Raw genomic sequence first — 25,901 nt, forward strand, 5'->3', positions numbered from 1 at the left:
GTATTCTTATTTATAATAGAGAATATTTAATATTTCTTATGGAAGAAAATTTAGAATCAAATAATGATATTGATAAAAAATCTGACAAAACTATTAAATCCAGCTCAGAGGAAATAAAGAAAACTACATCAGAAAAACTCCTAAATATGAATGAAAATAATAAACCTCTTGAAAATATCCCTAAACCAAAAAAAGAACTTCCTATAGAAAAAAAACCATTCCAAGAATTTATTAATATTCATTTGATACCTTCCTTAGAAGAAGAAATTAAACAAAGAGGATTAGCAATAAACAATATCAATCTCAAAAACACTAATAGACCTATTGCTGGAGATAAATGTTGGGTAATATATTGTGAAATTAAAAATACTTGTAACTTTTGGCTATCCTTTGAGACCGAGGATATAAGCTCATTAAAAAGTATATCTTTATCCAAACCTAATCAAAAACCTAGCATTATTGAGTCATTCCTTATTGATGAAAAGAGAATAACCCTTAAATTAATTATTTCAAGAATACTGCAAAGATTAAATGGACAAAAATTAATAGGGGTTAATTAAAGAAAGAATAACACCAAGTTAACTTTTCCCTCGAAAGTACAATTAATAGTAAATAATAGTATTAATAAATCAAATCAAAGATGACTCAATCAACTATTGAATCAAAAAATAAAAAAGAAGTAAATAACGGAAAAGTACCAGCAAAAGAAACAATTTTGTCTCCAAGATTCTATACAACAGACTTTGAGGCAATGGAGAATATGGATTTATCAATAAACGAGGAGGAATTGGAAGCTATATGTGAAGAATTTAGGAAAGATTACAATAGGCATCATTTTGTAAGAAATAGTGAATTTGAAGGCGCAGCTGAAAAATTAGATCCTGAGACAAGAGAACTTTTTATCGATTTTCTTGAGGGGAGTTGCACCTCAGAATTTTCTGGTTTTCTACTTTACAAGGAACTTAGCAAAAGGATTAAAGACAAGAACCCTCTTCTTGCTGAATGTTTCGCACATATGGCCAGAGATGAAGCAAGGCACGCAGGTTTCTTGAATAAGTCAATGAGTGACTTTGGATTGCAGTTAGATTTAGGTTTTTTAACAGCCAATAAGGATTACACCTATTTCCCTCCGAGAAGTATTTTTTACGCAACTTATTTATCTGAAAAAATAGGTTATTGGAGATACATCGCAATTTATAGACATCTTGAAAAAAATCCAGATAGCAAGATTTTTCCTCTATTTAATTACTTTGAAAATTGGTGTCAAGATGAAAATAGACATGGTGATTTCTTTGATGCACTAATGAAAGCACAACCCCGTACTGTTAAATCTTTAAGTCGAAAAATAACTATTGGAGGCTCTACTTTTACACACCCACTATTCGACTATTTCCATAGATTTAGATACTTCTTGAACAATCTTCCATTAACATCAAAACTATGGTCAAGGTTTTTTCTATTGGCTGTATTTGCAACTATGTATGCAAGGGATTTGGGAATTAAAAAAGATTTCTACAGCTCCCTAGGCTTAGATGCCAGAGATTACGACCAGTATGTTATTAATAAAACAAATGAAACTGCTGCCAGAGTTTTTCCTGTAGTAATGGATGTGTACAATAAATCTTTTTATGGAAGATTAGATAAAATAGTTGATAATAATAAGGTACTTTCTGATATCGCTAACAGCGATGGGAATAAAGTATTTAAAAATTTAAAGAAATTACCTACTTATTTATCAAACGGTTACCAGTTATTAAGACTATACTTGTTAAAACCTCTAGATAGCAAAGATTTCCAACCTTCTATTAGATAATCTTTTATTCAGAGAAAATTTATAAACTCATATGCTTTCGTCAAAAATCAAATCAAATGAAATCGAATTTGGCAGTTGCAATAAAGATTTATTAGAAGAAATTATTTTCTATGGGTTGGGACTTGGGGCTGATTTTGTAGAAATATTTATAGAAAATACTGATAACTCTAGTGTATTAGCTGAAGAGGATTACATAACAAGTGTAAGCCCATCATTTGGAAAGGGTGCTGGGATTAGAATATTCAAAGACAAGAGGGACGGTTTTGTAAGTACAAATGATTTATCAAAAAATGCTTTGATTAGATCAGTAGCTCAAGCTATTGAGATGTTAGACATAACAGATAATAAAAAAAGAGAAGTATTTAACGGTCTAGATAAACACAGGGACTATAGTTTAGCCAAGAAAAAATGGATTAATGAAGTCCCATCGATTCATGAAATAAGTGAAAAACTATTAGTCAGCACTAAGTATCTTAAAAAAAATAATAAAATAATAACTAGAAAAGGAAGTTACTCAAGAAATCTGCAAGAGGTAATAATAGCCTCCAGCGATGGGACTTATGTCTCTGACATTAGGTTGCATCAAACAGTTGGACTAAACGTGATTGCTAGTGATGCCCAATATAGATCTAGTGGTAGTAGAAGATTTGGATCGTCAGGAATGCCTCATGAATTCAGATTATGGGATCACGAAAAAGCAGCTAATGATGTATTCGAAAGCTCAATGAACATGTTATATGCAGATTATGTTGATGCGGGACAAATGCCTGTTGTTTTAGCTAATAAATTTGGTGGTGTTATATTCCACGAAGCTTGCGGTCATTTACTTGAAACTACTCAAATAGAGAGAGGAACAACACCATTTGAGAATAAATTAAATGAAAAAATTGCACATGAATCTGTAACTGCAATAGATGAAGGAATTTCAGAAGGATCCTTTGGTTCATTATCAGTAGATGATGAAGGTATGGAACCCGAAAGATCTGTTCTTATAAAAGATGGAATTTTAAAAAAATTCATATCCGACAGGGCGGGTGAATTAAGAACTGGCCATAAAAGAACAGGAAGTGGAAGAAGACAAAATTATTCTTTTGCTGCAGCTTCACGAATGAGAAATACTTATATAGCCAAAGGTGAGTACTCGAAAGAGGATTTAATCAATAGTATTAGTGATGGTCTTTACTGCAAATCAATGGGGGGTGGCAGTGTAGGTGCTACAGGACAATTTAATTTTGCAGTAGAAGAAGGATATCTTATTAAAAATGGGAAATTAACTAATCCAGTAAAGGGAGCGACTTTGATTGGTGAGGCTAAAGAAGTTATGCCAAAAATATCAATGTGCGGGAATGACCTCGAATTAGCTCCTGGATTTTGTGGATCCATCAGTGGAAGTGTCAACGTAACTGTTGGCCAACCTCATATTAAAGTTGATTCAATCACTGTTGGCGGAAGATAGAATATGAATTCAAAAGAAATAACAACTCAAATCTCTGAAGTCGCAGATTCTCTAAATCTTAAAAAATGGGATTATGGTGCAAGCTTTTCTAATGATTATTCCGTACAAGTAGATAAAGGTCAGGCTAAACAACTTAAGGCATCACAAAAGCAAATTTTAACTATAAGAGTTTGGAACGAATCTAATTTAGTTGGTATTACAACAACTAGTGATATCAGTGAATCTGGAATAAAAAAAGCTCTAAATCAAGCAAATATTGCCTCTGATTTTGGTAACAAGAATGAAAAGACAGAATTTTCACCACTAGCCAAGGATCCTATTAAAGTTAAGGACTCAAAAAAAAGAAATCCTGTTGGAATAAAAAAATTACTTACTCTTTTGAGAGAAGCGGAAGTAAAACTAATAGAAAGCCATGAATCCATAAAATCTGTTCCGTATAATGGTCTATCTGAGAGTTTTTATGTGAGAGTTTATGCGAATAGTGATGGTGCCTTTCGGAGTTATACCAAAAGTCAAGCTGCACTTTATTTATATGCAAGAGCAGAAGAGAAAAATAAGAAACCTCGTAGCTCAGGTTCTGTAAAACTTGGATATGGAGTTGAAGATATAGATATAGAGTCATGTATTAAAGACGCTTCTAATAAAACAATTTCTCATTTGAATTATTCATCTATTAAAACCGATAAATATTTAATATGTTTTTCGCCTGAGTCTTTTTTAACGATCATTAATGCCTTTAGTTCAATGTTTAATGCTAGAAGTATTTTAGATGGGGTTAGCTTATCTAATAAAAATTCTATTGGAGAGAAACTATCTACAGAAGCACTTAATATTTATGATGACGGTCTTCACGAAGAGAATATTTCTTCCTCACCATTTGATGGAGAGGGAACTCCTACCAAAAGACTATGTTTAATTAACAAAGGGAGACTAGAAAATTTTATACATTCTGAATCAACTGCAAGAATATTTAAAACAATGCCGACAGGCCACGCTGGACTAGGATCGAAAGTCTCAGTATCTCCTGATTGGATAGTAGTTGAGAAATCAGAGGAAACCTCAGATCTAACAACATCATTAGATCACTCTACTTATGAGGGAGAATTTGTTTTTATTGAAGAATTAAATGCAATCCATGCAGGTGTCAGAGCAAGTCAAGGTTCATTCTCTCTTCCATTTGATGGTTGGCTCTATAAAAACGGTAAAAAAATCTCAATAGAATCTGCAACTGTAGCGGGGGATATCAAATATCTTTTGAAGAATATAGTAAATATTGAATCAAATCAGGAAGTAACAACAAGTGGAATTTCTCCACATATATGGGTAGATGAATTATCAATAACTGGTGACGCGTGAGAATTATATTCTGGGGAACACCTGAATATTCAATTGCGAGCCTTGATGTTTTTATTAAATCTAAGCATGAGGTAATTGGAGTAGTTAGCCAACCCGATAAGAAAAGATCTAGGGGAAATAAATTAATATCCTCACCTGTTAAAAGCATTGCCGAGCGAGAATCTATAAAAATTTATACTCCAGCAAAAATCCGAGACAATATACATTTTATAAATGAACTTAAATCACTATCTTGTGATTTATTTATTGTTATAGCTTATGGGAAAATATTACCCAAAGAGATATTGGAAATCCCAAAATTTGGATGTTGGAATGCACATGCTTCATTACTTCCAAGATGGCGTGGTGCCGCCCCAATCCAATGGTCACTAATAAAAGGCGATGAATTTACTGGTGTAGGAATTATGAAAATGAATGAGGGACTAGATACTGGCGACTTATTATTGGAAGAAAAAATTAAAATTAATAATCACGATAATTTAAATACACTATCGGAAAAACTTAGTATTTTATCTGCAAAATTATTTTTAAATGCCACATCAATAATCGAAGAAAATATTTATAAAAATACTAATTCTCAATTAATAAAACAAAATTCCCTTGGAAGAGAAATTACATACGCAAGAATGATTGAAAAATCAGACTTTAGAATTGATTGGGGTAATGAGGCAATTGAAATTTCTCAAAAAATAAAAGGGTTATACCCACGAGCAAATACAACATTTAGAGGTAAGAACCTAAAAATACTTAAAATCAAAGTTTTGAGTAGTGATGAAATAAAAAATGAAAAATGCCTTTCCATGAGCAATTATTCAAGACCAGGTATTATTCTTGCTGTAATAGAAAATGAAGGAATAATAATATCAAGTAAAACTAATCCAATTATTTTGTTAGAAGCAAAACTTGAAGGCAAAAACATTTCTAGCAAAAAGCAATTAATACAACAGTTAAAGCCATCAGTAGGTGAATTTTTCTCAGATTAAGTTTTAGATTCTCTTTTAGAGAATCCCCAAATAAAAGCAAAAAGAATCAAAAAATAAAAATAATAGTCCGGAAGAATAGATTCTTTAATTAACGTATTTAGTAAAAGTTTAATCCCCACTATTAAAATTGCTACGTAACCGGCTGTTTCTAATCTAGAAAATATATCCAGAAGTTTTAGAAAAATCCCCGATGTAAATCTTAAGGCTAATACTCCAATCACTGCTCCAAATATAATTAATATGTATTGATCACTGATAGCCACTGCAGTAGTAATACTATCAATGGAAAAAGCAAAATCAGTAATAGAAAGAAGCGCTACAACCCTTAAGAACCTAAAATTATTTTTAGTATTATCTGTCCCATTTTCAGTTTTTTCTATATCTGAATTTAAAAAAACATTTGAGAAGAATAAGTATATTAAATAAAAACCAGCAAAAACTCTAATAAGAACAAATTTTAGAAAAACATTAGATAATATGATCAGAATAATCCTAAATAATAAAGATATTGTTATGCCAATATTTAAGGCTCTTGACCTTAATTCTGAACTGCCCAGGGATTTAGTAAGAGAAGCTAGTGCGACAGCATTATCTGCTGATAATAATAATTCTAGAGCAATTAATATTGGTAAAAGTGTAAAGATTTCGTACCAACTATCTACCTGATCTAGTGTGGGTATAAAGGAATTTATTGCAGCTGAATCCATCAATTATTATTCACAATCAGTATAAAATCTAATATAATGTATCGGATATTTGCAATCAAGATTGATAACTATAAATGAGTTTAAATACTTTAGTTGATTATATTTCGAACTCACAAGTTACTTCTGAATTAATAAAAAGAATTTCAAAAAATAATGAATTAAATATTGTTGGTTCAAGTAGATATGCAAAATCAATAATCTTAGATAGCATTGCAAAAAAAGAAGAAAAAAATATATTATTAATTTGTCCTAATGTAGAAATTGCCTACAAATGGATTGGTTATTTTGAAAGTATAAATGATAAAGCAGTTTTATATTATCCCCCCACAGAACATCTACCATACTCATCAATTAATAAATCAAAAGAGATTGAATTTAGTCAGCTTACTGTTTTATCCAAATTAATAAAAAAAGAGAAAAATGAACTTAATATTGTTATATCAACAGAGAGAGCACTACAACCTCATCTAATAAATAAAAACCTATTAATTGAAAACAAGTTAGATTTGCGAAAAGGGGTTCAAATCGAGATTCAAGAATTAGCAAATAAACTTACTTTGCTTGGTTATACGAAGGATAATGTAACTTCAACAGAGGGATTCTGGAGTAGGAGAGGGGAAATAGTAGATATTTATCCTGTCAATAATGAGTTTCCTATAAGATTAGAATTTTTTGATAATGTAATTGAGAAGATAAGAGAATATGATCCCCATACACAGAAAACATTAGAAAGTATCAATAATATTGAAATAATACAGGCTGGATTTGATTTACTAATAAAAGACAAGTTAAATAATTTTTCTAAGAACGGTATTTTTAATTCAGAAGATATAAATAAAAATAATCTTGATCGTTATTTAGGAATAATTGAAAAAAAACCCTCAAATATAATAGATTTTATTGATAGGGAAACAATTCTTGTAATTGATGAATTAGAAGATTGTAAAAAATTTACAAATAATTGGTATTTAGATTCAGAAAATAATTTTGATAATTGTGAGTATGAATTAAATAAGAACCTTAAAAATAATGATATTAATTTAGAGGCCAAACCTAATTTACATTTAAAGTTTGACGAAATATTAAATTCACTAGGAAATTTTAATTTGATAAAATTTTATGAATTTGAATCTAAAGTCAATATTGATAATAAGTTTTTGTTAAACGATAAAAGAATAAATTCATACTCTAAAAATATAGGAAAAATATCCAATGATATAAATAAAAATATAAAAAATAATGAAAAAGTATGGATATTATCAGCACAGCCATTAAGAACTAGGACTTTACTTTTTGAGCACGAATGTAATACAAACTTCTTAAACAATCCTAATGATATTAATGAAGCCTTTAAATCAATTCATAATTCGACTCCTTTAATTTTAAAAAATAAGAACAATTATGAAATCGAGGGTTTTTATCTTCCGATATGGAAAGTTGTCCTAATAACAGATAAAGAATTATTTTCACAACAATCTCTTTTTAATAATGTATTCATAAGAAGAAAAAAAAGAAGTGTAAATTCAAATATTAATGTAAATAAGATTAATCCCGGTGATTTTATAGTTCATAAAAATCATGGAATAGGAAAATTTTTAAAAATAGAAAAAATAAATATAACTGGAGATTCAAGAGATTATTTAGTCATTAAATATCAGGATGGGAAGATAAGTGTTGCCGCTGATCAACTTGGTAGTATTAACAGATATAGATCAAGCGGAAAAATAAAGCCAAAAATAAATAAATTAGGAGGGACGGAATGGGAAAGAATAAAAGATAAGAATAAGAAACTAATCAAAAAAGTTGCTGTCGATATTTTAAAACTTTATGCAAAGAGAGAAAAATTAAAGGGGTACATTTACCCAGAAGATGGTCCTTGGCAAGATGAATTAGAGGAATCATTCCCTTATCAACCAACACCTGATCAAATTACTGCTGTTGAAGAAATAAAATCTGATATGGAAAGCGATAAGCCAATGGACAGGCTAGTTTGTGGAGATGTAGGATTTGGCAAAACAGAAGTCGCTGTTCGGGCAATTTTTAAGGCTATTACCGCAGGCAAACAGGTAATATTACTAGCACCCACAACAATCCTAGCTCAGCAACATTGGAGAACAATAAACAATAGATTTTCACCATACCCAATAAAAGTATCATTACTCAATAGATTCAAAACCGTTAATGAAAGAAAGGAAATCTATGCAGGCTTAAAAAATAACAAAATTGATTTAGTTGTAGCTACGCACCAAATTTTAGGAAAAGAAATAGAAATTAAAAACTTAGGACTACTTGTTATTGATGAAGAACAACGATTTGGAGTAAGGCAAAAGGAGAAAATTAAAAAAATCAAAACCAACATAGACGTTTTAACTCTCTCTGCAACTCCAATTCCAAGGACTCTTTATATGAGCTTATCTGGACTAAGACAAATGAGCTTACTTAATACTCCTCCTCCATCAAGAAGATCAATAAAAACATATTTATCTGAAATAGATATGGATGTTATAAGAACTGCCATTAATCAAGAACTTGATAGGGGGGGTCAAATTTTTTATGTTCTTCCAAGAATTTCTGATATTGATCAAGCTGTAAACAAATTAAAAAATATGTTTCCAAGCTTAAAATTTATTGTTGCTCATGGGCAAATGAACGAAACAGAACTTGAGAATGCAATGATTGCCTTTAATAATGGAGAAGTAGATCTAATGATATGCACAACGATAATTGAAAGTGGATTAGACATTCCAAAAGTAAATACAATCATTATTGAAGATTCTCATAAATTTGGCCTTTCACAACTTTATCAACTTAGAGGAAGAGTGGGAAGAAGCGGTGTTCAAGCACATGCATGGTTATTTTATCCAAATATAAATAAAATTAATGATGCTGCAAAACAAAGATTAAAAGCTATAAAAGACTTTTCAGAACTAGGAAGTGGTTATCAACTAGCAATGAAAGATATGGAAATAAGAGGTGTTGGCAGTTTACTAGGAGAAGAACAAAGTGGAAAGGTTAATGCTATTGGATATGATTTATATATAGAAATGCTCCATGAGGCTATTTCAGAAATAAGTGGGCAAGAAATACCTGAAGTTAGTGATACCCAAATTGATCTCCCAATAAATGCATTTATACCGGCAACATGGATATTAAACAGGGAAGAAAAGCTCGATGCTTACAAATCCGCTACTGAATGTTCTTTTGATCATGAGTTAACTGAACTTGCTACTGACTGGGTGAACAGATATGGAACTTTGCCTAAACCTGTTGAGTGTTTATTGATGTTAATGAGATTAAAATTACTTGCTAAAAAATGTGGTTTTAACAAAATTAAACTCAAGAAACCAAACATACTCATAGAGACAAAATTAAAAAAAACCACTTTTAAAATACTTAAAAGTTCATTACCAATTAGCGTTCAAAATAAGTTTAATTTTGATGAAGGGGAAGAACAGTCAATAATAACTATAAGGGGTTTAGGCGTTACAGATATTCAAAATCAACTTGATCAATTAACACTATGGTTTGGGGCATTTATCAAAGAAATAAATAATTTTGAAAAAGACCTCGTAATTAAAAGAGAATAAATTATTAAATAATTATTTAAAATCCGCGAAATAGTTTAATTTCAGTTAGGTTATTATAAATTTAGAAGGTTTATGGGTGAATATATAGATATCGGAATTCAAAGTTCTGTTCTTCCTTTAACTATAATATTTTCATCTATTTTACTAGGATTATATGCACTATTTGGAGTGGAGACAGAAAATGATGACGATGATTCTGACTCTGGGAGTGGTGGGTTAATGCAACCTATCTGATATTACTTATAACTTATTTTTCTTGTTTTTCTACTTATAATCTTTATTAATCTATTTAAAGCCCCTATAAGTAAAAGCAAGGATACTATTAAAGAGATAAAAATAAAAACCACTAAGAAAATCTCGTAAAGTATAAATCCAAGATCAATAATCAGCGAAAATAATTTATTTATAGCAGTTGGTAAATTTCGCAAAAGCGAACTTTTATTTGGTATCAAATAGTTTATGTAAGCTAACAATATACTAAAAATAACCATAAAGGCCGATTCAGTAATAAGTCTCCTTTTGGACTTTCGTCTCAAAGATAAATTCTTCTTAAAAATATATTTTTCAGACTTCTTATTTACATTTGGAATGTTTATATCTGCCATATATCGAACTTAAAAGAAAACATAATAAATATTTTTAAAAGTAAATATAGTCATAATAACGTTTTTTATTTTATATGCTATAAATTTTTTAATTTGTATCTACCACTTCTTTTTTATCTATATCATTAATAGGATCATAAAAGTAAATAAAAATAGAAGAGAAAAAAATTAAGGAACAAATTGCGAGAAAAGGAGGCATAAAGAAATTTAAAAAATTAAATTTATTATCAAACCCAAATCTTATTTTTTTAGGAAAACTGTTAAAAACAAAAGACTTTTTCAATCTGACTTTTGTAGATTCATTTAACTGGTCAAAACAGTTTACGATATCTGACAAAGATGAATTGCCAATCTTTATAACTAGTGGTTTAACATCTGGCTTAGAACTCTTAAGAACAATATTATGTATATTTATATTGTCAGCTTTTATGTCAATTAATTTGGACTCATATAATGGAATTTCATTTTTAATAAGAAGATTTGAATAAATATAAAATGCATCCATAATTGGTCCTAAATGATCAATCTTGCCCTCAATAAGTGGTTTATCAATTATGGTTAATTTCCATTGGGAAATTATTGATATTTGATCTTTATTTTCATTATTTGAAAGATCTGGTAATCCTTTAATTTCGAGACTAACTGAAGATTGATTAAAAAGTAATTTGTTCTGCATTTTATTAAAAATTTAATAAAAAATTTTTCAACTTTATATAGCCCTTACTAGAAATACAAAGTGATAAGGTTAGCAAAGACTTGATAATAATCTCATCATTTTCGACAGGATTTAAAAGCCTTTTAACTCTTATAGAATTTATGTTAAACCTCTCATTTATTAAATCAATAAATCTCTTATTAAAGTCATTCCATACAAATGAATCTTTTTCAGGATCTTCTCTAGATAGAAGAATTTCTTTAATATAAGGATATAAGTATCTAGACATTTCAACAGTAATTTTAATTAAGGCATCAAATTCCTTTAATTTAATTTTGTTATTAACGTAAGATTTCCTCAATGGATTATTGTTTCTTAGTTTCCATATAGTAACTTTATTAGGCAAAACCTGATTTAAATTAAGTTTATTAGATAAGGCATATAGAGACTGTAAGCCATTTAAATCTATAGTCTCAAGAATTAATAATAATAAATCAAGCTTTTCTATAGATTGCCTTGATATTTGATTTCTTTTAATTGAAAGGATAATTGTTACTTATTAAAATATTCTCTTAATTATAACAGAATTATAAATCCATTTTTTGAAATAAAAATGAATATAACTTGTCTAGTTCTTCAATAGTTAGCATTCCATAACTCCATAACAAAATTGGTAATGGAGTATTATTTCTTATTGATAATTTTAGACCAAGTTCAATGGATGATTCATCTAGTCCTATCTCATTAACTAAATAAATTATGATATTTTTTGATAAATTATTTTTCATAAGGTTCACTTGATTCTCGAATAAATGAGAGACTTAGTCATTTGATTTATGACTAATTTTCTTATAAAAAGAAAATTATTTAAAAAGAAAAATGAAAACTTTCTAATTGGAAATAACAAAGGATTCCTATTTGCGAATATAAAAATCAAGGAGTCAGTTATAACCATAATAAAGATAATATCTAAAATCCTACTTAAATAATACTTAAATTTAAATAGCGTCAAATACCTTTTTGTAATAACAGTATTTTTATTAAAAAGATCAAAAATAGTATTAACATCTCGCCAACAACTATTTAGCCCTTGCCCCCCAACAGGATGAAATGTATGAAATGCATCACCTACGAAAACTAATTTTTTCATATTAAATAATTGAAAATTTAGAGATAAAGAAACAGGAAAGATATTAAATTCTCCAATTATCTGATCTAACTTAAATTTAATTGGCAAAATAGTTGATAAATTATCCATTAAAAAATTTTTATCAGAATTTAATCTTTCAATAGACTTTGATGTACTGGATGTCCAAATTATCTGATATAAATTTTTTTCCAAAGGCAATAATGCAAGTGGTCCTTCATCTCTAAAAATTTCATAAGCACGCTTTTCACAATTACCTCTTAAAGAAACCTTAAAAGTTAAACAGGCCTGATTGTAGTTTTTTTTAAAATCTATAAGATTGAATAATTTCTTATCAAGAGAGTTTGCTCCCGTAGAGAGAAATTCATAATCAAATAATATTTTTTTTTCAGATAAATCTTGAGGTTTCATAAAAAAAATATTGTCATAATTTTCAATCTCACGAAAAAAAACATTCATGACGTCTGAATGTTTAACTACCCATCCAATATTTTCAGCAGAGCTTATATCATCATCTAAGTCATCAACTTTTAATTTGGTAAAAACAGAAGTTACACTGTCTGATATTGAGAGAGTATCAAAGCCAAACAAAAAAGGTTCTAATTTTTTCCAAAGTCTGAATTTTAATAAAATTTTCCTTGTTGAATGAGTGATTGCATAAGTTTTATCCTTATTGATTAATTTATCCTTAGATAACAAGTCAGTTAAAAAAATATTACAGTCGAACTTTGAAAGTACAATTGACAAAAGTAAACCAGTCGGGCCAGAACCTACAATTTTAAAATTGATCTTATTTTTCATAAAATAATATAAATATCATCTATCTATTTAATATAAATATAACAAATCTCCTCAAATGCCGGCCTCAATAAATAGGGGTACTCACCCACCCATAAATTAATCTCTGGTAACCAAGCATCGGTCAAATAAAAATCCCTATCAAAATTACTATTATTAGATGTTAATAAACATCTAATTTTGGAACCTACTCTAATAAGACTGTGCTTATTTTCCATTGGAAAACTTAACTTCTCTAAATAACCATCTTCGTCCTCTAGTTCAAGTACTAACCAAGTCCTTTTATTTTCAATAACTTCTAATCTACCTTGCATATTAGATTGTTCTCTCGAACTTTCAATCTTTTCTGTTTTATAAATATCTGATACGTAACCATCAAATATAGAAAAAAATTTATATTTTCTTATCCTCAAATTTTTTCTACTCGATTCAAGAATTGGCCCCCAGATTATGTATAAGAAAAAAGCGACACAAAGCAATAACCAAAAATTATTTGTTTGATCTCCAGTTGAGCTAATAATTAATGATACAAATCCTCCAATCGAGGAAATTATAAATCTTTGAAGAATTTTTCTGGGATTACCTAAAGTGTATTTAAATTGACTCCCAGTACCAACTGCGGGAATAAGTTTTGTAATTTGATTTGATTTGATTGGGAAAAGCATTTTAAAAAATCAATTTTTCGAGTCCATAAACTAATGATTCATAATTACCTATTTTTTTAATTGCCTGTAAAACCCCTGGCATATATGCCTTTCTATCAATAGTGTCATGTTTAATTGTATAAGTTTCACCGGGAGATCCCATAATCACTAATTGATGGGCTAATAATCCTGGTAATCGTATCGAATGTATATTTATTCCTGAGTCTCTAAGACCTCCTCGCACACTTTTTAATGACTCAGACTCTTTAACTAAATTTTGATTAAATTTCTTTGGATATTCTTCGATCATTTCTGCAGTTTTTATACACGTTCCACTAGGGGAATCCGCTTTTTGATTATGATGCATCTCTATTAGTTCAATATTGTCATAAAATTTAGCTGCTACAGATGCAGCTTGTTGGAGAAGTACCATACCAACGGAAAAATTAGGTATTATCGCACAACCAATAGATGCTTTCTGAGCAAAGACAGACAAATCATTTATTTGTGATGGAGTAAGACCTGTAGTTCCAACCACTGGAGAAATACCATATGCGATAGCAGATCTAGTATTTTCATAAACAGAATCAGGATGAGTGAAATCAACTAAAACAGGCTTGATATTTTCATTTCTATAATTTTGACTTACAGAACATAAAGTCCCTTCAAAATCATTTGAAACAAAAACATCACAACTTTTTACCTTTAACAATTCAGAAATATTTGAACCATTGTTCTTTTCATTCAAGTCAATTGCTGCCACAAGTTCACAATCTTTCGAAGTCAATACGGTGTTAACAACTTCACATCCCATACGGCCTAAGGCTCCTGATACGAGTACTGGAATAGGTTTTTTAGAATTTTCAGTCATTTTTTAAAAATTTTTTTTTAAAAGGTTGTTACATGCTATTTATATTGCACACAATAACGCCTTTTCATTCGTAGGCTGGTAGAAATACTTAAAGAAAATCAATGTTTACGCAGGTCCGCTCAGCAAACCGCAGAGTATCTCCTGTTGAGGATAACAAACACAAAGTTGTAATAAAAGCAGTTTATGTTGTCCTTGAGCCACAATACCAAAATTCCTTAACGGAAGCTGCAAAATCTATAAATGAAATGAATGGTCCTATAGGTATTGACCTTAGTGGCTATCTCATTGAAGAACTTAGAAATGAAAGTAACTACGCAGATTTCAAAATAGACATATCAAATGCTGATATATTTGTTGCTTCTCTTATTTTTATCGAAGATTTAGCTCAAAAAGTAGTTGATGCAGTTTCTCCCTACAAAGATAATCTTAAGGCTTCAATTATATTTCCCTCTATGCCAGAGGTAATGAGATTAAATAAGTTAGGTTCATTTAGTATGGCCCAACTAGGTCAATCTAAAAGTATTATCGGAGATCTAATAAAGAAGAAAAAAGAATCTGACGGAGCAAGTTTCCAAGATTCAATGTTGAAATTATTAAACACACTGCCATCAATACTTAAATATCTTCCAGTAGAGAAAGCTCAAGATGCAAGAACTTTTATTTTAAGTTTCCAGTACTGGTTGGGTGGTACTACTGAAAACTTAAAAAACTTTTTGTTAATGATTTCTGAAAAATATGCAGTTTCGGAGAAAATTAAAGATCAAATAGAAGAATTCAAGATACAAGATCCAGAAACATTCCCAGATTTAGGTATTTGGCATCCTCTTGCACCTTGCATGTTTGAAAGTCTTAAAGAATATCAAAATTGGGAAAATAACAGAAAAGATTTAAACGCTAAAGATGAAAAAACACCAACAATAGGTTTAGTACTTCAAAGAAGCCACATAGTTACAGGAGATGATGCTCATTACGTTGCTGTTATTCAAGAATTGGAATATAGAGGAGCAAGAGTTCTTCCTATCTTCTGTGGAGGACTAGATTTCTCTAGACCAGTAAATGAATTCTATTATGATTCATTTAATAAAGAATTACCTGTTGTAGATGGAGTTGTATCTTTAACAGGTTTTGCACTAGTTGGCGGACCAGCAAGACAGGACCATCCAAAAGCTATTGATGCTCTAAAAAAGCTTAACAGACCTTATATGGTTGCTCTTCCATTAGTTTTTCAGACCACCCAAGAATGGGAAGATAGCGACCTTGGATTACACCCAGTACAAGTAGCACTTCAAATTGCAATTCCAGAATTGGATGGTGCAATTGAACCTATCATCCTCTCAGGTCGAGATGACGCTACTGGCAAGGCACATACTCTCCAAGATAGGGTTGATGTAATTGCAGAAAGAGCTATAAATTGGTCAAGTTTAAGAGTAAAAAAAAGAAAAGACAAAAAATTAGCAATAACGGTATTTAGTTTCCCTCCAGACAAAGGAAATGTAGGAACAGCTGCTTACTTAAACGTTTTCGGTTCAATATACAGAGTACTTCTTGAAATGAAATCCAAAGGGTATCAAATAGATGATCTTCCTAGTAATTCGAAAGAATTAATGGAAAAAGTTATTAACAACCCTGAAGCAATGGATGGTTCTCCAGAATTAAATATTGCTCACAAAATGTCGGTAAAAGAATACGAAGAATTTACACCATACTCACAAAGACTTGAGGAGAATTGGGGAAAACCACCTGGAAATCTTAATAGTGACGGTCAGAATCTTTTGATTTACGGAAAACATTTTGGAAATGTGTTTATAGGGGTTCAACCAACTTTCGGTTATGAAGGTGATCCAATGAGATTACTGTACTCAAGAAGTGCGAGCCCTCATCACGGTTTTGCTGCATATTACACTTATGTAGAAAAAATCTGGAAAGCTGATGCTGTTCTTCATTTTGGAACTCACGGTTCACTTGAATTTATGCCAGGGAAACAAATGGGTATGAGTGAAACATGCTATCCAGATTCACTTATTGGATCCTTACCTAATTTGTATTATTATGCTGCGAACAACCCTTCTGAAGCGACAATCGCCAAGAGAAGAGGGTACGCATCAACAATCAGCTATTTAACCCCTCCAGCAGAAAATGCTGGACTCTACAAAGGTCTTAAAGAACTAAGTGAACTTGTTGGTTCCTATCAACAATTAAGAGAGAATAGTAGAGGTATTCAAATTGTTAATGCAATTGTTGAAACTTCTAAGCAATGTAATCTCGACAAAGATGTTGAGCTCCCTTCAAATGACGTAGAAGAACTCTCTCTCGATGAAAGAGATCTATTCGTTGGCAACATCTATAAACAGTTGATGGAAATAGAAAGTAGATTATTACCATGTGGTCTTCACACTATTGGAGAAGCTCCCACCGCTGAAGAAGCTGTTGCGACGCTTGTTAACATCGCATCTTTAGAGAGGGAACAAGAGGGGTTAAGATCTCTTCCAGGACTACTTGCAGAATCTCTAGATCTAACTATTGACCAAATATATGATGGTAATAATAAAGGTGAACTCAAATTTGTAGAGTTAAATGAAAAAATAATCAAAACAGCGAGAGAATCAATATTTGCAATGGTTAACTCCCTAAAAATTGTTAATGGTAGAGTTTATTTAGAAAAATCCCTCCTTTCTAAACTATTTGAATTTCTCAAATTATTTGGTCTAAATCTACCCACTCCATGGCTAAGGGTTTGTAGATTAAATGGATTTAATCAAGTAAATCAAAAAGAGCTAAATAAATTATTTGATTATTTACTTTTCTGCTTAGAACAGGTTTGTGCTGACAAAGAAATGGATAGCCTTATTAAAGCCTTAGATGGTAATTATGTTTTACCAGGACCTGGAGGAGATCCTATAAGAAACCCAGGAGTACTGCCCAGCGGTAAAAATATTCATGCACTCGACCCTCAATCAATCCCAACCACCGCAGCGGTCGCGGCTGCAAAGTCTGTTGTTGACAAGTTAATTGAAAGACAAAAAGAAGAGCAAGGTTCTTGGCCTGAAACAATAGCCTGCGTTTTATGGGGGACTGATAACATCAAAACCTATGGAGAATCATTGGCACAAATCTTATGGTTTGTAGGGGTAAAGCCAAAACCAGACTCGGTTGGAAGAATCAATAAATTGGAATTAATTCCATTAGAAGAATTAGGCAGACCGAGAATAGATGTAGTGGTTAACTGTTCTGGAGTATTTAGAGATCTATTTATAAATCAAATGGCACTAATTGATCAAGCTGTAAAATTAGCCGCTGAGGCTGATGAACCTTTAGAGTCAAATTTTGTAAGAAAACACTCATTAGAACAAGCAGAAAAAGAAGGAAGTTCTATCAGAGAAGCTTCTGCAAGAGTATTCTCTAATGCAAGTGGTAGTTATAGTTCAAATGTAAATTTAGCTGTAGAAAACTCAACTTGGGAGGAAGAAAACGAATTACAAGAAATGTATTTATCACGTAAAACATATGCTTTTAATGCAGACAATCCAGGAGAAATGAATCAAAAGAGAGATGTATTTGAATCTGTAATGAAGACAGCAGATGTTACATTCCAAAATCTTGATTCCTCAGAGATTTCTCTTACAGATGTAAGTCATTATTTTGACTCTGATCCAACCAAATTAATTAAAACACTTAGAGATGACGGGAAAGAACCAAGTAGCTACATAGCAGATACCACAACAAGTAATGCTCAAGTTAGAACCCTTGGAGAAACTATTAGATTAGATTCAAGAACAAAACTTTTAAATCCTAAATGGTATGAGGGCATGCTCAAATCTGGTTATGAAGGTGTTAGAGAACTCTCCAACAGACTTAATTACACTCTTGGTTGGAGTGCAACAAGTGGTCAGGTAGATAATTTTGTTTATGAAGAAACAAATGAAACATTCATAAATGATGAAGAAATGAGGAAAAGATTAATGGAATTAAATCCTAATAGTTTTAGAAGAATAGTAGGAACTTTACTAGAGGTTAATGGTAGAGGATATTGGGAAACTTCAGACGAAAATATAGAACAGCTAAAAGAGCTTTACCAAGAAGTAGAAGATAAAATTGAGGGTGTAAAAGAATAGTAATCTTTTTCTATTCTCTGTAAATCCTATCAGCGACTTTTAGAATTTGAGAATTCATTCTTACATTATGAACTCTCACCATTTCTATATGAAATTTTGAACATAAACAAGTTATTGCTAAGGTACCAATATCTCTTTCTTTAGGGTTTATTTCATTCAAGATATCTCCTATAAATCTTTTTCTTGATGCACCAATTAAAATTGGTAAATTAAGTTTTTTAAAAAAATCTAAGTTTCTTAAAATTTCCAGATTTTGATTTATATCTTTAGAAAATCCAATTCCAGGATCAACAATTATATTTTTTTTAGATACATTTTTTTCTAAAGCATTTTTTATTAAGGTATCAAGTGAAATCCTAACTTCACTCAATACATCATCATAATTGGAAAGTTCATTCATATTTTGACTATTTCCACGACTATGAGTTATGACAAACGGGCAGTTAAATTTTGAAACAACATCCAAAATTTCCTTATCCCTTCTTCCTCCAGTAACATCGTTTATCCAATTAGCACCATTTAAAAGTGCCTCGTGAGCAACATCAGAATTAAATGTATCAATAGAAATTAAGATATTTGGATATTCAGATTTTATTAATTTCAAGTAAGGTATCAACCTTCTAATCTCTTCATTAGAACCTACTTCTTCAGCCCCGGGCCTGGTACTTTGAGCGCCAAGATCTATTATATCTACATCATTGCTTAAAAAATGATTAACTTGATTTAAAACTTTTTTCGAGGTATTCAGATCTCCTCCATCACTAAATGAATCAGGGGTTAAATTAATAACCCCCATAATTGAAGTTTTTTGTCCCCAGCCTTTTGGCCATGGGTTTTTATTATTGATAATTTGCAATTCTTGCAAAACTTATTGGATCTAATGAAGCCCCTCCAACCAGGACTCCATCTATATCACTCATTGACATGATTTCGTCAATATTATTGGGTTTAACTGATCCTCCATATTGAATAATTACATCATCAAAACCTATAAGTTTTCGAATTAGGGAACATATATAATTAGCGTCTTTCGCCTCACATGTTTTACCTGTGCCAATAGCCCAAATTGGCTCATAAGCAACTATAAGATTTGATGGATCTGCATTTTCAAGTCCTTGTTCAACCTGTCTTGTAATAACTCTATCTGCTTCTCCTCTCTCTCTCTGTTCTAATGTTTCTCCAACACAAACTATTGGAGTAAGCCCACTAGATTGAGCAAAAACTGCTCTTTTATTAATTTGTTCATCACTTTCACTGAAGTATTTTCTAGGTTCACTATGACCAACTATTGCATATGAGACTCCATGTTCAAGGAGCATTTTTGGAGATATTTCAGCTGTAAATGCTCCTTCCTCTTCCCAATGAATATTTTGACTAGAAATATCTAAATAATCAAAATTAGAATGACTAGAGAATGTTGAAATAGCTGTAAAAGGAGGAGCAATAACAATTTTACGATCACTCCTTAAATTTTTTATTAATGGGATAAACTCTTCTAAATAAGACTTAGCCTCAGCACAAGTCATATGCATTTTCCAATTACCAGCAATAACAGATTTTCTCAAAATAATATCTCCAAGAAAATTATATTAATATAAATTAAGTTCAATAGGTAAATTAATCAAAAATTAATTCATTTTTTAGAAATATAACTTTATCACCCTTATTTAATTTTCTTCCTCTCCTAGTTTCAACTATCCCATTAACTTTTATAGAACCCGATTTAATTAAAAATTTTGCTTCTCCACCTGAAGAAACTAAATTTTTCCATTTTAAAAATTGATCTAATTTCATTGTTTTGTATTCCAAAAGATATTGATAAAGTAGGATAAATAATAAAATATACAATATCTTGAGATTAATACCTCCAGTCAGACCATACGCAACAAGATTTATAAAGGGTTTTATATGCATGATTATTTACGTAGCTTGTTGGCCTTTATTAGCTTACTTAGCTGGAAACTTAATACCAGCAATTGGATCTGGCGATCTTTCGAATGTTTCTAGCATAATAGTTAAGTCATTGTTAGTATTTTTAGTCCAAAAAACTGCCCAATTTGGACAAGATGTTTTTATAGCTAAACCATCTTTAGAAATTAGTGAAGTAATGAGAGGAAATTTGTTCAGTAAAATTCAGAAAATAGATATGAACTCTATTGAAAAGATTTCAGCCGGTGATATTACATATAGACTTACAGAAGATGCAGATAGAGTAAGCGAAATTATTTATAAAACAGCTCAGGATACTATTCCGTGTACCTTACAATTGTTTGCTGTAATAATATATATGTTCTATTTAGATTGGTCATTAACATTATCTACCTTTGTAGTAGCTCCTTTAATTATCCTTTCAGTAAATAGTTTTGGAAGAAGAGTTTTATTAGCATCAGAAAAAAGTCAAGAATCAACTAGTGACTTGGCAGGTTTAATCGGTGAATCTATAAATGGAATGTCTACCATAAGAGCATTTGCCGCAGAAAATTGGATTGAAACTAGATTTAAGAAAAGACTAAATGCTAATAAAAAAGCAAAATATAAAACATTAAAATTACTTGCTTTTCAGCATCCAGTTGTTGGATTTGTAGAAGCATTCGGAATATTAGCAATATTAGGTTTAGGAGCCGCAAGAATAAACCTAGGCCTTTTATCAAGTCAAGAATTCAGTAGTTTTTTTGCCGCAATATTGATGCTTATTGATCCAATTAGTCATGTAAGCACAAATTTTAATGACTTCAAACAAGCAGAGGCATCAATAAAAAGATTGAAGAACATAAATTATGAACAGATCGAAAATGACAATAAAAATTTAAGAAAGATAAATAATATTCAAGGTAAAATAACTTTTAAGAAAGTTTATTTTGAATACAAAAAAGATAATGAAATTCTTAAGAATATAAATTTAGAAATCAAAGAAGGAGAAGTTACAGCTTTCGTAGGAGCTTCAGGTGCTGGTAAAAGTACAATGATGGCATTGATCTTAAAATTTATTTCACCGAAAAATGGTGAAATTTTTATTGATGATAAAAATCTGGAATTATTAAATACAAAAGATATAAGAAAAAATATTGCACTAGTTCAACAACAGCCTTTTTTATTTTCAGGAAAAATAATTGATGTAATCAAAATGGGTAGAAGTTTCACTCAAGAGGAAGTTATAGAATCGGCAAAAAAATCAAATGCCCACAACTTCATTCAAAAGCTCCCCGATAAATATGAAACTAAGATAACTGAAAGAGGGTCAAATTTCTCAGGAGGCCAGATCCAAAGGATTGCAATTGCAAGAGCAATTCTTGGAAACCCATCAATTCTCCTTCTAGATGAAGCAACAAGCGCTTTAGATGCAGAATCAGAATCAGAAGTTCGAGAAGGGCTTAATAGAGCCATGAAAAATAGAACTGTTATTGTAATTGCTCACAGATTAGCGACCACTCAAGAGGCCGATAAAATAGTTGTCTTTGATAAGGGAGAAATTATTGAAGTTGGGAAACATCTTGAATTACTTAATAAGAAGGGAATATATAAAGATTTATGTGAAAAACAATTAATTAAGAAATTATAATCTTATTTTGTTAATTAAAAATTAAAACCATGAGTGAAAATCAAAATGATACTGGCAACCCAGTTTTAACCTTTGAGGGGAAAAAATATGTAATAAATGACTTATCAAATGAGGCAAAAGATCTTATAAGAGGTTTACAAGTTGCCGATACACAATTAAAAATGTATCAAGACACTTTAAAGTTACTATCTGTTGGTAGAAATTCATTAGCAAACCAACTTAGAGAAAAATTAAAGGAATCAGAGTAATCTTAATAATTATGTATTTCTTGCAGAGAGTAGGTATCAATTCTATTACTTCTTAATGATTTTATTGCTTTTATGGCAGCCTTAGCTCCAGGAATAGTAGTGAAAGTGGGAATATTGTACTCTAAAGCAGCACGTCTTAAGTATGCGTCGTCATGAAGTGCCTGAGATCCTATTGGAGTATTAATTATTAATTGGACAAGTCCTGAACGAATTAGGTCCTCTATGTTTGGTCTCCCTTCATGTACTTTTAATACTTCTTCAACTTGAATGCCTAAATCATTTAAATATGAAGCTGTACCTTTCGTTGCAATTAATTTAAATCCTAAAATCAACAATTCCTCGGCAATTTCTTCAAGATATTTTTTATCTAAATCATTTGTAGACAAAAAAGCCACTCCCTCAGAAGGTACGCCATTTCCTGCAGCCAGTTCTGACTTTGCATAAGCAATACCAAAATCTTTAGCTAAACCCATTACTTCTCCAGTTGATCTCATTTCAGGACCAAGAAGCGTATCAGATCCAGGAAATCTTTTAAAAGGCAAAACAGCTTCTTTTACTGCCTGATATTTTGGAGAAATTTCTTGTGTAAAATTAACTTCTTCTAATGTCAAGCCTTGCATTAACTGGGTAGCTAATTTAGCTACAGGTTTACCTATAGCTTTTGAAACAAATGGAACTGTTCGGGAAGCTCTTGGATTTGCTTCTAAAATAAAAAGCTCGTTTTCTTTATTATTTAAATTTGTCACTGCAAATTGCAAATTAATTAAACCAGTAACATTTAATCTTTTAGAGATTAATTTAGTCCAATTTTTTACAATATCTAGAGTTGATTTTGAAAGAGAGATGGAAGGTAAACAGCAAGCCGAATCTCCCGAGTGAATTCCTGCAGGTTCAACATGTTCCATTAAACCAGCAATTACAACTGAACCTTCTGAATCACATAAAGCATCAACATCTATCTCAATAGCATTATTTAAATATTGATCAAGAAGAATTGGATGATCAGGTGATACCTTCACTGCCTCAGTAATATATCTTGATAATTCATGCTCATCTTTTACTATCTCCATTGCCCTGCCTCCCAAAACATAAGAAGGTCTTACAACCAAGGGGAATCCAATATTTTTTGCAACCTTTTGTGCTTCATTTTGATTTCGTGCTATTCCATTTAGTGGTTGCCTAATATTTAATTCCTGAAGTATTTTTGTAAATTCTTCTCTATCTTCTGCTAAATCAATTGAGATAGGCGAGGTTCCAAGTATTTTTGATCCAGTTCTAATTCCATCATTAGACTCAAGCCACTCAAATAAAGGCAACGACAATTTTAATGGGGTTTGACCTCCAAATTGAACAATCAAACCATAAGGATTTTCAGCTTCTATTATGTTGATCACATCTTCCAAGGTTACAGGCTCAAAATATAAAATATCGCTAGTATCGTAATCTGTAGATACAGTCTCAGGATTACTATTAACCATGATTGTGTTGTATCCATCCGCGGAGGCTTGATATGAAGCATGACAACAGCAGTAATCGAATTCAATTCCCTGACCAATTCTGTTTGGACCTCCTCCTAATATCATGATTTTTTTTGATTCATTATTTTTTGAAACTTCGCTATCAAAAATTTGAGAATTTGAATTTATAAAAGGCTCTTCATAAGTAGAATAATGATAAGGAGTAGAGGATGAAAACTCTGCTGAACAAGTATCTACAGTTTTATAAATTGGTATTATATTAAGGTTTTTTCTGTGCCTCCTTACTTCAAAAAAATCGGAATTAGTTAAACTAGCGATCTGTTGATCTGCGAAACCCAATTGTTTTGCATGCAACATCAAATCTCTATTCAGACTGAAAAGTTCTTTATTTTTCAAAAAACAATTTTCAAAATTAAAGATATTGCGTAATTTTTCGATAAACCATAAATCAATATTTGTAACTTCATGGATAAAAGAATTAGTTTTTCCAAGCTGCATTGCTTTTTTAATTATGAGAATTCTTTCAGATGTGGGGTTTCTTAAACTAGTCTGCAAATCATTATCGTTCTTAATTTCATCTATCGAATCACAATCCCATCCATAAATATTCACTTCTAAGGACCTTAATGCTTTCTGAAATGATTCTTCAAAAGAACGTCCGATTGCCATTGACTCACCAACGGACTTCATAGCAGTACTTAATGTATTTGATGATCCTTTAAACTTTTCAAAGGCAAACCTAGGAATTTTGGTAACGACATAATCAATTGATGGTTCAAAACATGCAGGAGTTTTTTTTGTTATGTCATTTATAATCTCATCAAGTGTATAGCCTACAGATAATAAAGCTGCAATCTTGGCTATGGGAAATCCAGTCGCTTTACTTGCCAAAGCAGAAGATCTACTCACACGAGGATTCATCTCTATTACAATTACCTCACCATCAATTGGATTTATTGCAAATTGAATATTGCTACCTCCAGTTTCTACTCCTACCTCTCTAATAATTTTTATGGATAAGTCTCTCAGTCTTTGATATTCCTTATCTGTTAAGGTCTGTGCTGGAGCTACAGTAATTGAATCTCCAGTGTGGACACCCATTGGATCTAAATTTTCAATACTGCAAACTATTACAACATTATCAGCTGTGTCTCTCATGACCTCTAATTCAAATTCTTTCCATCCAATAAGTGATTTTTCAATCAATATTTGATTACTAGGACTTTCCTCCAAGCCTGTATTACACAATTCGATAAATTCTTCGAGATTATAAGCAATCCCACCTCCAACTCCACCTAAAGTAAATGCTGGTCTTATTATGAGTGGGTATGAATTAATTTCTTTTGATACATCTCTAGCTTCAGTCAAGTTAGACGCTATACCAGATGGACATACATTTACATTTATTTTTTCCATAGATTCTTTAAATAATTTTCTATCTTCTGCCTTATTAATAGCTCTTAAATCAGCACCAATTAATTCAACATTGTTTTTATTTAAGAAATCTGATTCGGATAATTTAACTGCTAGATTCAAAGCAGTTTGACCCCCCATTGTGGGAAGAATTGCATCAGGTTTTTCTTTTAAAATAATCTGAGAAACTATATCAGGAGTTAATGGCTCAATATATGTTTTGCTAGCAATTTCAGGATCAGTCATTATTGAAGCCGGATTCGAATTTATCAAGATAATTTCATAACCAGCTTTTCTTAAAGCTTTGCATGCTTGGGTTCCAGAGTAATCAAATTCGCAAGCTTGCCCTATAACAATAGGGCCTGAACCTAGAATAAGAATTTTTTTAAGATCACCTCTTTGAGGCATAATTTAAAACCTTTATTTATTTCATGCTACTTATAAATCATCAGATGTTAATCAAGTTACT

General features: G+C 30.9%; 21 protein-coding genes. 10 read left to right on the forward strand and 11 right to left on the reverse strand.

The window, feature by feature from the left end; genetic code table 11:
• Positions 1-38: 38 nt before the first annotated feature.
• From JJ847_07335 to JJ847_07355, 5 genes are all read left to right on the forward strand, one after another.
• Positions 39-560, forward strand: coding sequence for a DUF2996 domain-containing protein (locus tag JJ847_07335; protein MBO6960697.1), 522 nt, complete (start codon positions 39-41; stop codon positions 558-560).
• An 80-nt stretch (positions 561-640) separates the two neighbouring features.
• Positions 641-1,813: a magnesium-protoporphyrin IX monomethyl ester (oxidative) cyclase gene (acsF, locus tag JJ847_07340; protein ID MBO6960698.1), complete on the forward strand. Its 1,173-nt coding sequence runs from the start codon at positions 641-643 to the stop codon at positions 1,811-1,813.
• Between the two features lie 31 nt (positions 1,814-1,844).
• Positions 1,845-3,269 carry a TldD/PmbA family protein gene (locus JJ847_07345; GenBank protein ID MBO6960699.1) on the forward strand — a complete coding sequence of 475 codons (1,425 nt, stop codon included), beginning with the start codon at positions 1,845-1,847 and terminating at the stop codon, positions 3,267-3,269.
• A 3-nt stretch (positions 3,270-3,272) separates the two neighbouring features.
• On the forward strand, positions 3,273-4,625 hold the full coding sequence (locus JJ847_07350; GenBank protein ID MBO6960700.1) for a TldD/PmbA family protein: 1,353 nt from the start codon (positions 3,273-3,275) through the stop codon (positions 4,623-4,625).
• Positions 4,622-5,608, forward strand: a complete 987-nt coding sequence (locus JJ847_07355) for a methionyl-tRNA formyltransferase (protein ID MBO6960701.1) — start codon at positions 4,622-4,624, stop codon at positions 5,606-5,608. The genes JJ847_07350 and JJ847_07355 overlap by 4 nt, the downstream gene beginning before the upstream one ends.
• On the opposite strand, the gene JJ847_07360 is transcribed toward JJ847_07355, so the two are convergent.
• Positions 5,605-6,315, reverse strand: coding sequence for a hypothetical protein (locus tag JJ847_07360; GenBank protein ID MBO6960702.1), 711 nt, complete (start codon positions 6,313-6,315; stop codon positions 5,605-5,607). The two genes, JJ847_07355 and JJ847_07360, sit on opposite strands and share 4 nt — an antisense overlap.
• Before the next feature lie 74 nt (positions 6,316-6,389).
• Between JJ847_07360 and mfd the strand changes: the two genes are divergently transcribed.
• Together mfd and JJ847_07370 are read left to right on the forward strand one after the other, a co-directional pair.
• On the forward strand, positions 6,390-9,902 hold the full coding sequence (mfd, locus tag JJ847_07365) for a transcription-repair coupling factor (protein ID MBO6960703.1): 3,513 nt from the start codon (positions 6,390-6,392) through the stop codon (positions 9,900-9,902).
• Positions 9,903-9,974: 72 nt separating this feature from the next.
• Complete coding sequence (locus tag JJ847_07370) at positions 9,975-10,136, forward strand: hypothetical protein (GenBank protein ID MBO6960704.1); 162 nt, start codon at positions 9,975-9,977, stop codon at positions 10,134-10,136.
• 459 nt (positions 10,137-10,595) lie between these two features.
• Here the strand turns inward: JJ847_07370 and JJ847_07375 are convergent, their stop codons facing one another.
• The 6 genes from JJ847_07375 to JJ847_07400 all read right to left on the reverse strand — a co-directional run bounded on the left by JJ847_07375 (position 10,596) and on the right by JJ847_07400 (position 14,622).
• Entirely contained in the window at positions 10,596-11,183 is a 588-nt protein-coding gene (locus JJ847_07375; protein MBO6960705.1) for a DUF4335 domain-containing protein, read from the reverse strand.
• A gap of 4 nt (positions 11,184-11,187) precedes the next feature.
• The gene (locus JJ847_07380; GenBank protein ID MBO6960706.1) at positions 11,188-11,670 is read right to left on the reverse strand and encodes a DUF3038 domain-containing protein; all 483 of its coding nucleotides are present in this window, start codon (positions 11,668-11,670) and stop codon (positions 11,188-11,190) included.
• 79 nt (positions 11,671-11,749) lie between these two features.
• Complete coding sequence (locus JJ847_07385; GenBank protein ID MBO6960707.1) at positions 11,750-11,950, reverse strand: DUF2949 domain-containing protein; 201 nt, start codon at positions 11,948-11,950, stop codon at positions 11,750-11,752.
• A 5-nt stretch (positions 11,951-11,955) separates the two neighbouring features.
• The gene (locus JJ847_07390; GenBank protein ID MBO6960708.1) at positions 11,956-13,110 is read right to left on the reverse strand and encodes an FAD-dependent monooxygenase; all 1,155 of its coding nucleotides are present in this window, start codon (positions 13,108-13,110) and stop codon (positions 11,956-11,958) included.
• 23 nt (positions 13,111-13,133) lie between these two features.
• Positions 13,134-13,772: a hypothetical protein gene (locus JJ847_07395; GenBank protein ID MBO6960709.1), complete on the reverse strand. Its 639-nt coding sequence runs from the start codon at positions 13,770-13,772 to the stop codon at positions 13,134-13,136.
• A 1-nt stretch (position 13,773) separates the two neighbouring features.
• The gene (locus tag JJ847_07400) at positions 13,774-14,622 is read right to left on the reverse strand and encodes a 4-hydroxy-tetrahydrodipicolinate reductase (GenBank protein ID MBO6960710.1); all 849 of its coding nucleotides are present in this window, start codon (positions 14,620-14,622) and stop codon (positions 13,774-13,776) included.
• 101 nt (positions 14,623-14,723) lie between these two features.
• Here JJ847_07400 and JJ847_07405 point away from each other — a divergent pair, with 101 nt between their 5' ends.
• Positions 14,724-18,734: a magnesium chelatase subunit H gene (locus tag JJ847_07405; GenBank protein MBO6960711.1), complete on the forward strand. Its 4,011-nt coding sequence runs from the start codon at positions 14,724-14,726 to the stop codon at positions 18,732-18,734.
• 10 nt (positions 18,735-18,744) lie between these two features.
• Here the strand turns inward: JJ847_07405 and folP are convergent, their stop codons facing one another.
• The 3 genes from folP to JJ847_07420 are packed head-to-tail and all read right to left on the reverse strand — an operon-like array spanning position 18,745 to position 20,528.
• A complete protein-coding gene (gene folP / locus JJ847_07410; GenBank protein ID MBO6960712.1) occupies positions 18,745-19,590 on the reverse strand; it encodes a dihydropteroate synthase in 846 nt (281 codons plus the stop codon).
• On the reverse strand, positions 19,574-20,299 hold the full coding sequence (locus JJ847_07415) for a triose-phosphate isomerase (protein ID MBO6960713.1): 726 nt from the start codon (positions 20,297-20,299) through the stop codon (positions 19,574-19,576). The genes folP and JJ847_07415 overlap by 17 nt, the downstream gene beginning before the upstream one ends.
• Positions 20,300-20,351: 52 nt before the next feature.
• Positions 20,352-20,528: an RNA-binding S4 domain-containing protein gene (locus tag JJ847_07420; GenBank protein ID MBO6960714.1), complete on the reverse strand. Its 177-nt coding sequence runs from the start codon at positions 20,526-20,528 to the stop codon at positions 20,352-20,354.
• 58 nt (positions 20,529-20,586) lie between these two features.
• Between JJ847_07420 and JJ847_07425 the strand changes: the two genes are divergently transcribed.
• Together JJ847_07425 and JJ847_07430 are read left to right on the forward strand one after the other, a co-directional pair.
• A complete protein-coding gene (locus JJ847_07425; protein ID MBO6960715.1) occupies positions 20,587-22,293 on the forward strand; it encodes an ABC transporter ATP-binding protein in 1,707 nt (568 codons plus the stop codon).
• 29 nt (positions 22,294-22,322) lie between these two features.
• Positions 22,323-22,541, forward strand: a complete 219-nt coding sequence (locus JJ847_07430) for a hypothetical protein (GenBank protein ID MBO6960716.1) — start codon at positions 22,323-22,325, stop codon at positions 22,539-22,541.
• Positions 22,542-22,543: 2 nt separating this feature from the next.
• On the opposite strand, the gene carB is transcribed toward JJ847_07430, so the two are convergent.
• The gene (gene carB, locus JJ847_07435; GenBank protein ID MBO6960717.1) at positions 22,544-25,840 is read right to left on the reverse strand and encodes a carbamoyl-phosphate synthase large subunit; all 3,297 of its coding nucleotides are present in this window, start codon (positions 25,838-25,840) and stop codon (positions 22,544-22,546) included.
• Positions 25,841-25,901 lie beyond the last annotated feature (61 nt).

This window comes from Prochlorococcus marinus CUG1438 (assembly GCA_017644325.1).
GTDB classification, from domain to species: Bacteria; Cyanobacteriota; Cyanobacteriia; order PCC-6307; family Cyanobiaceae; genus Prochlorococcus_A; species Prochlorococcus_A marinus_AA.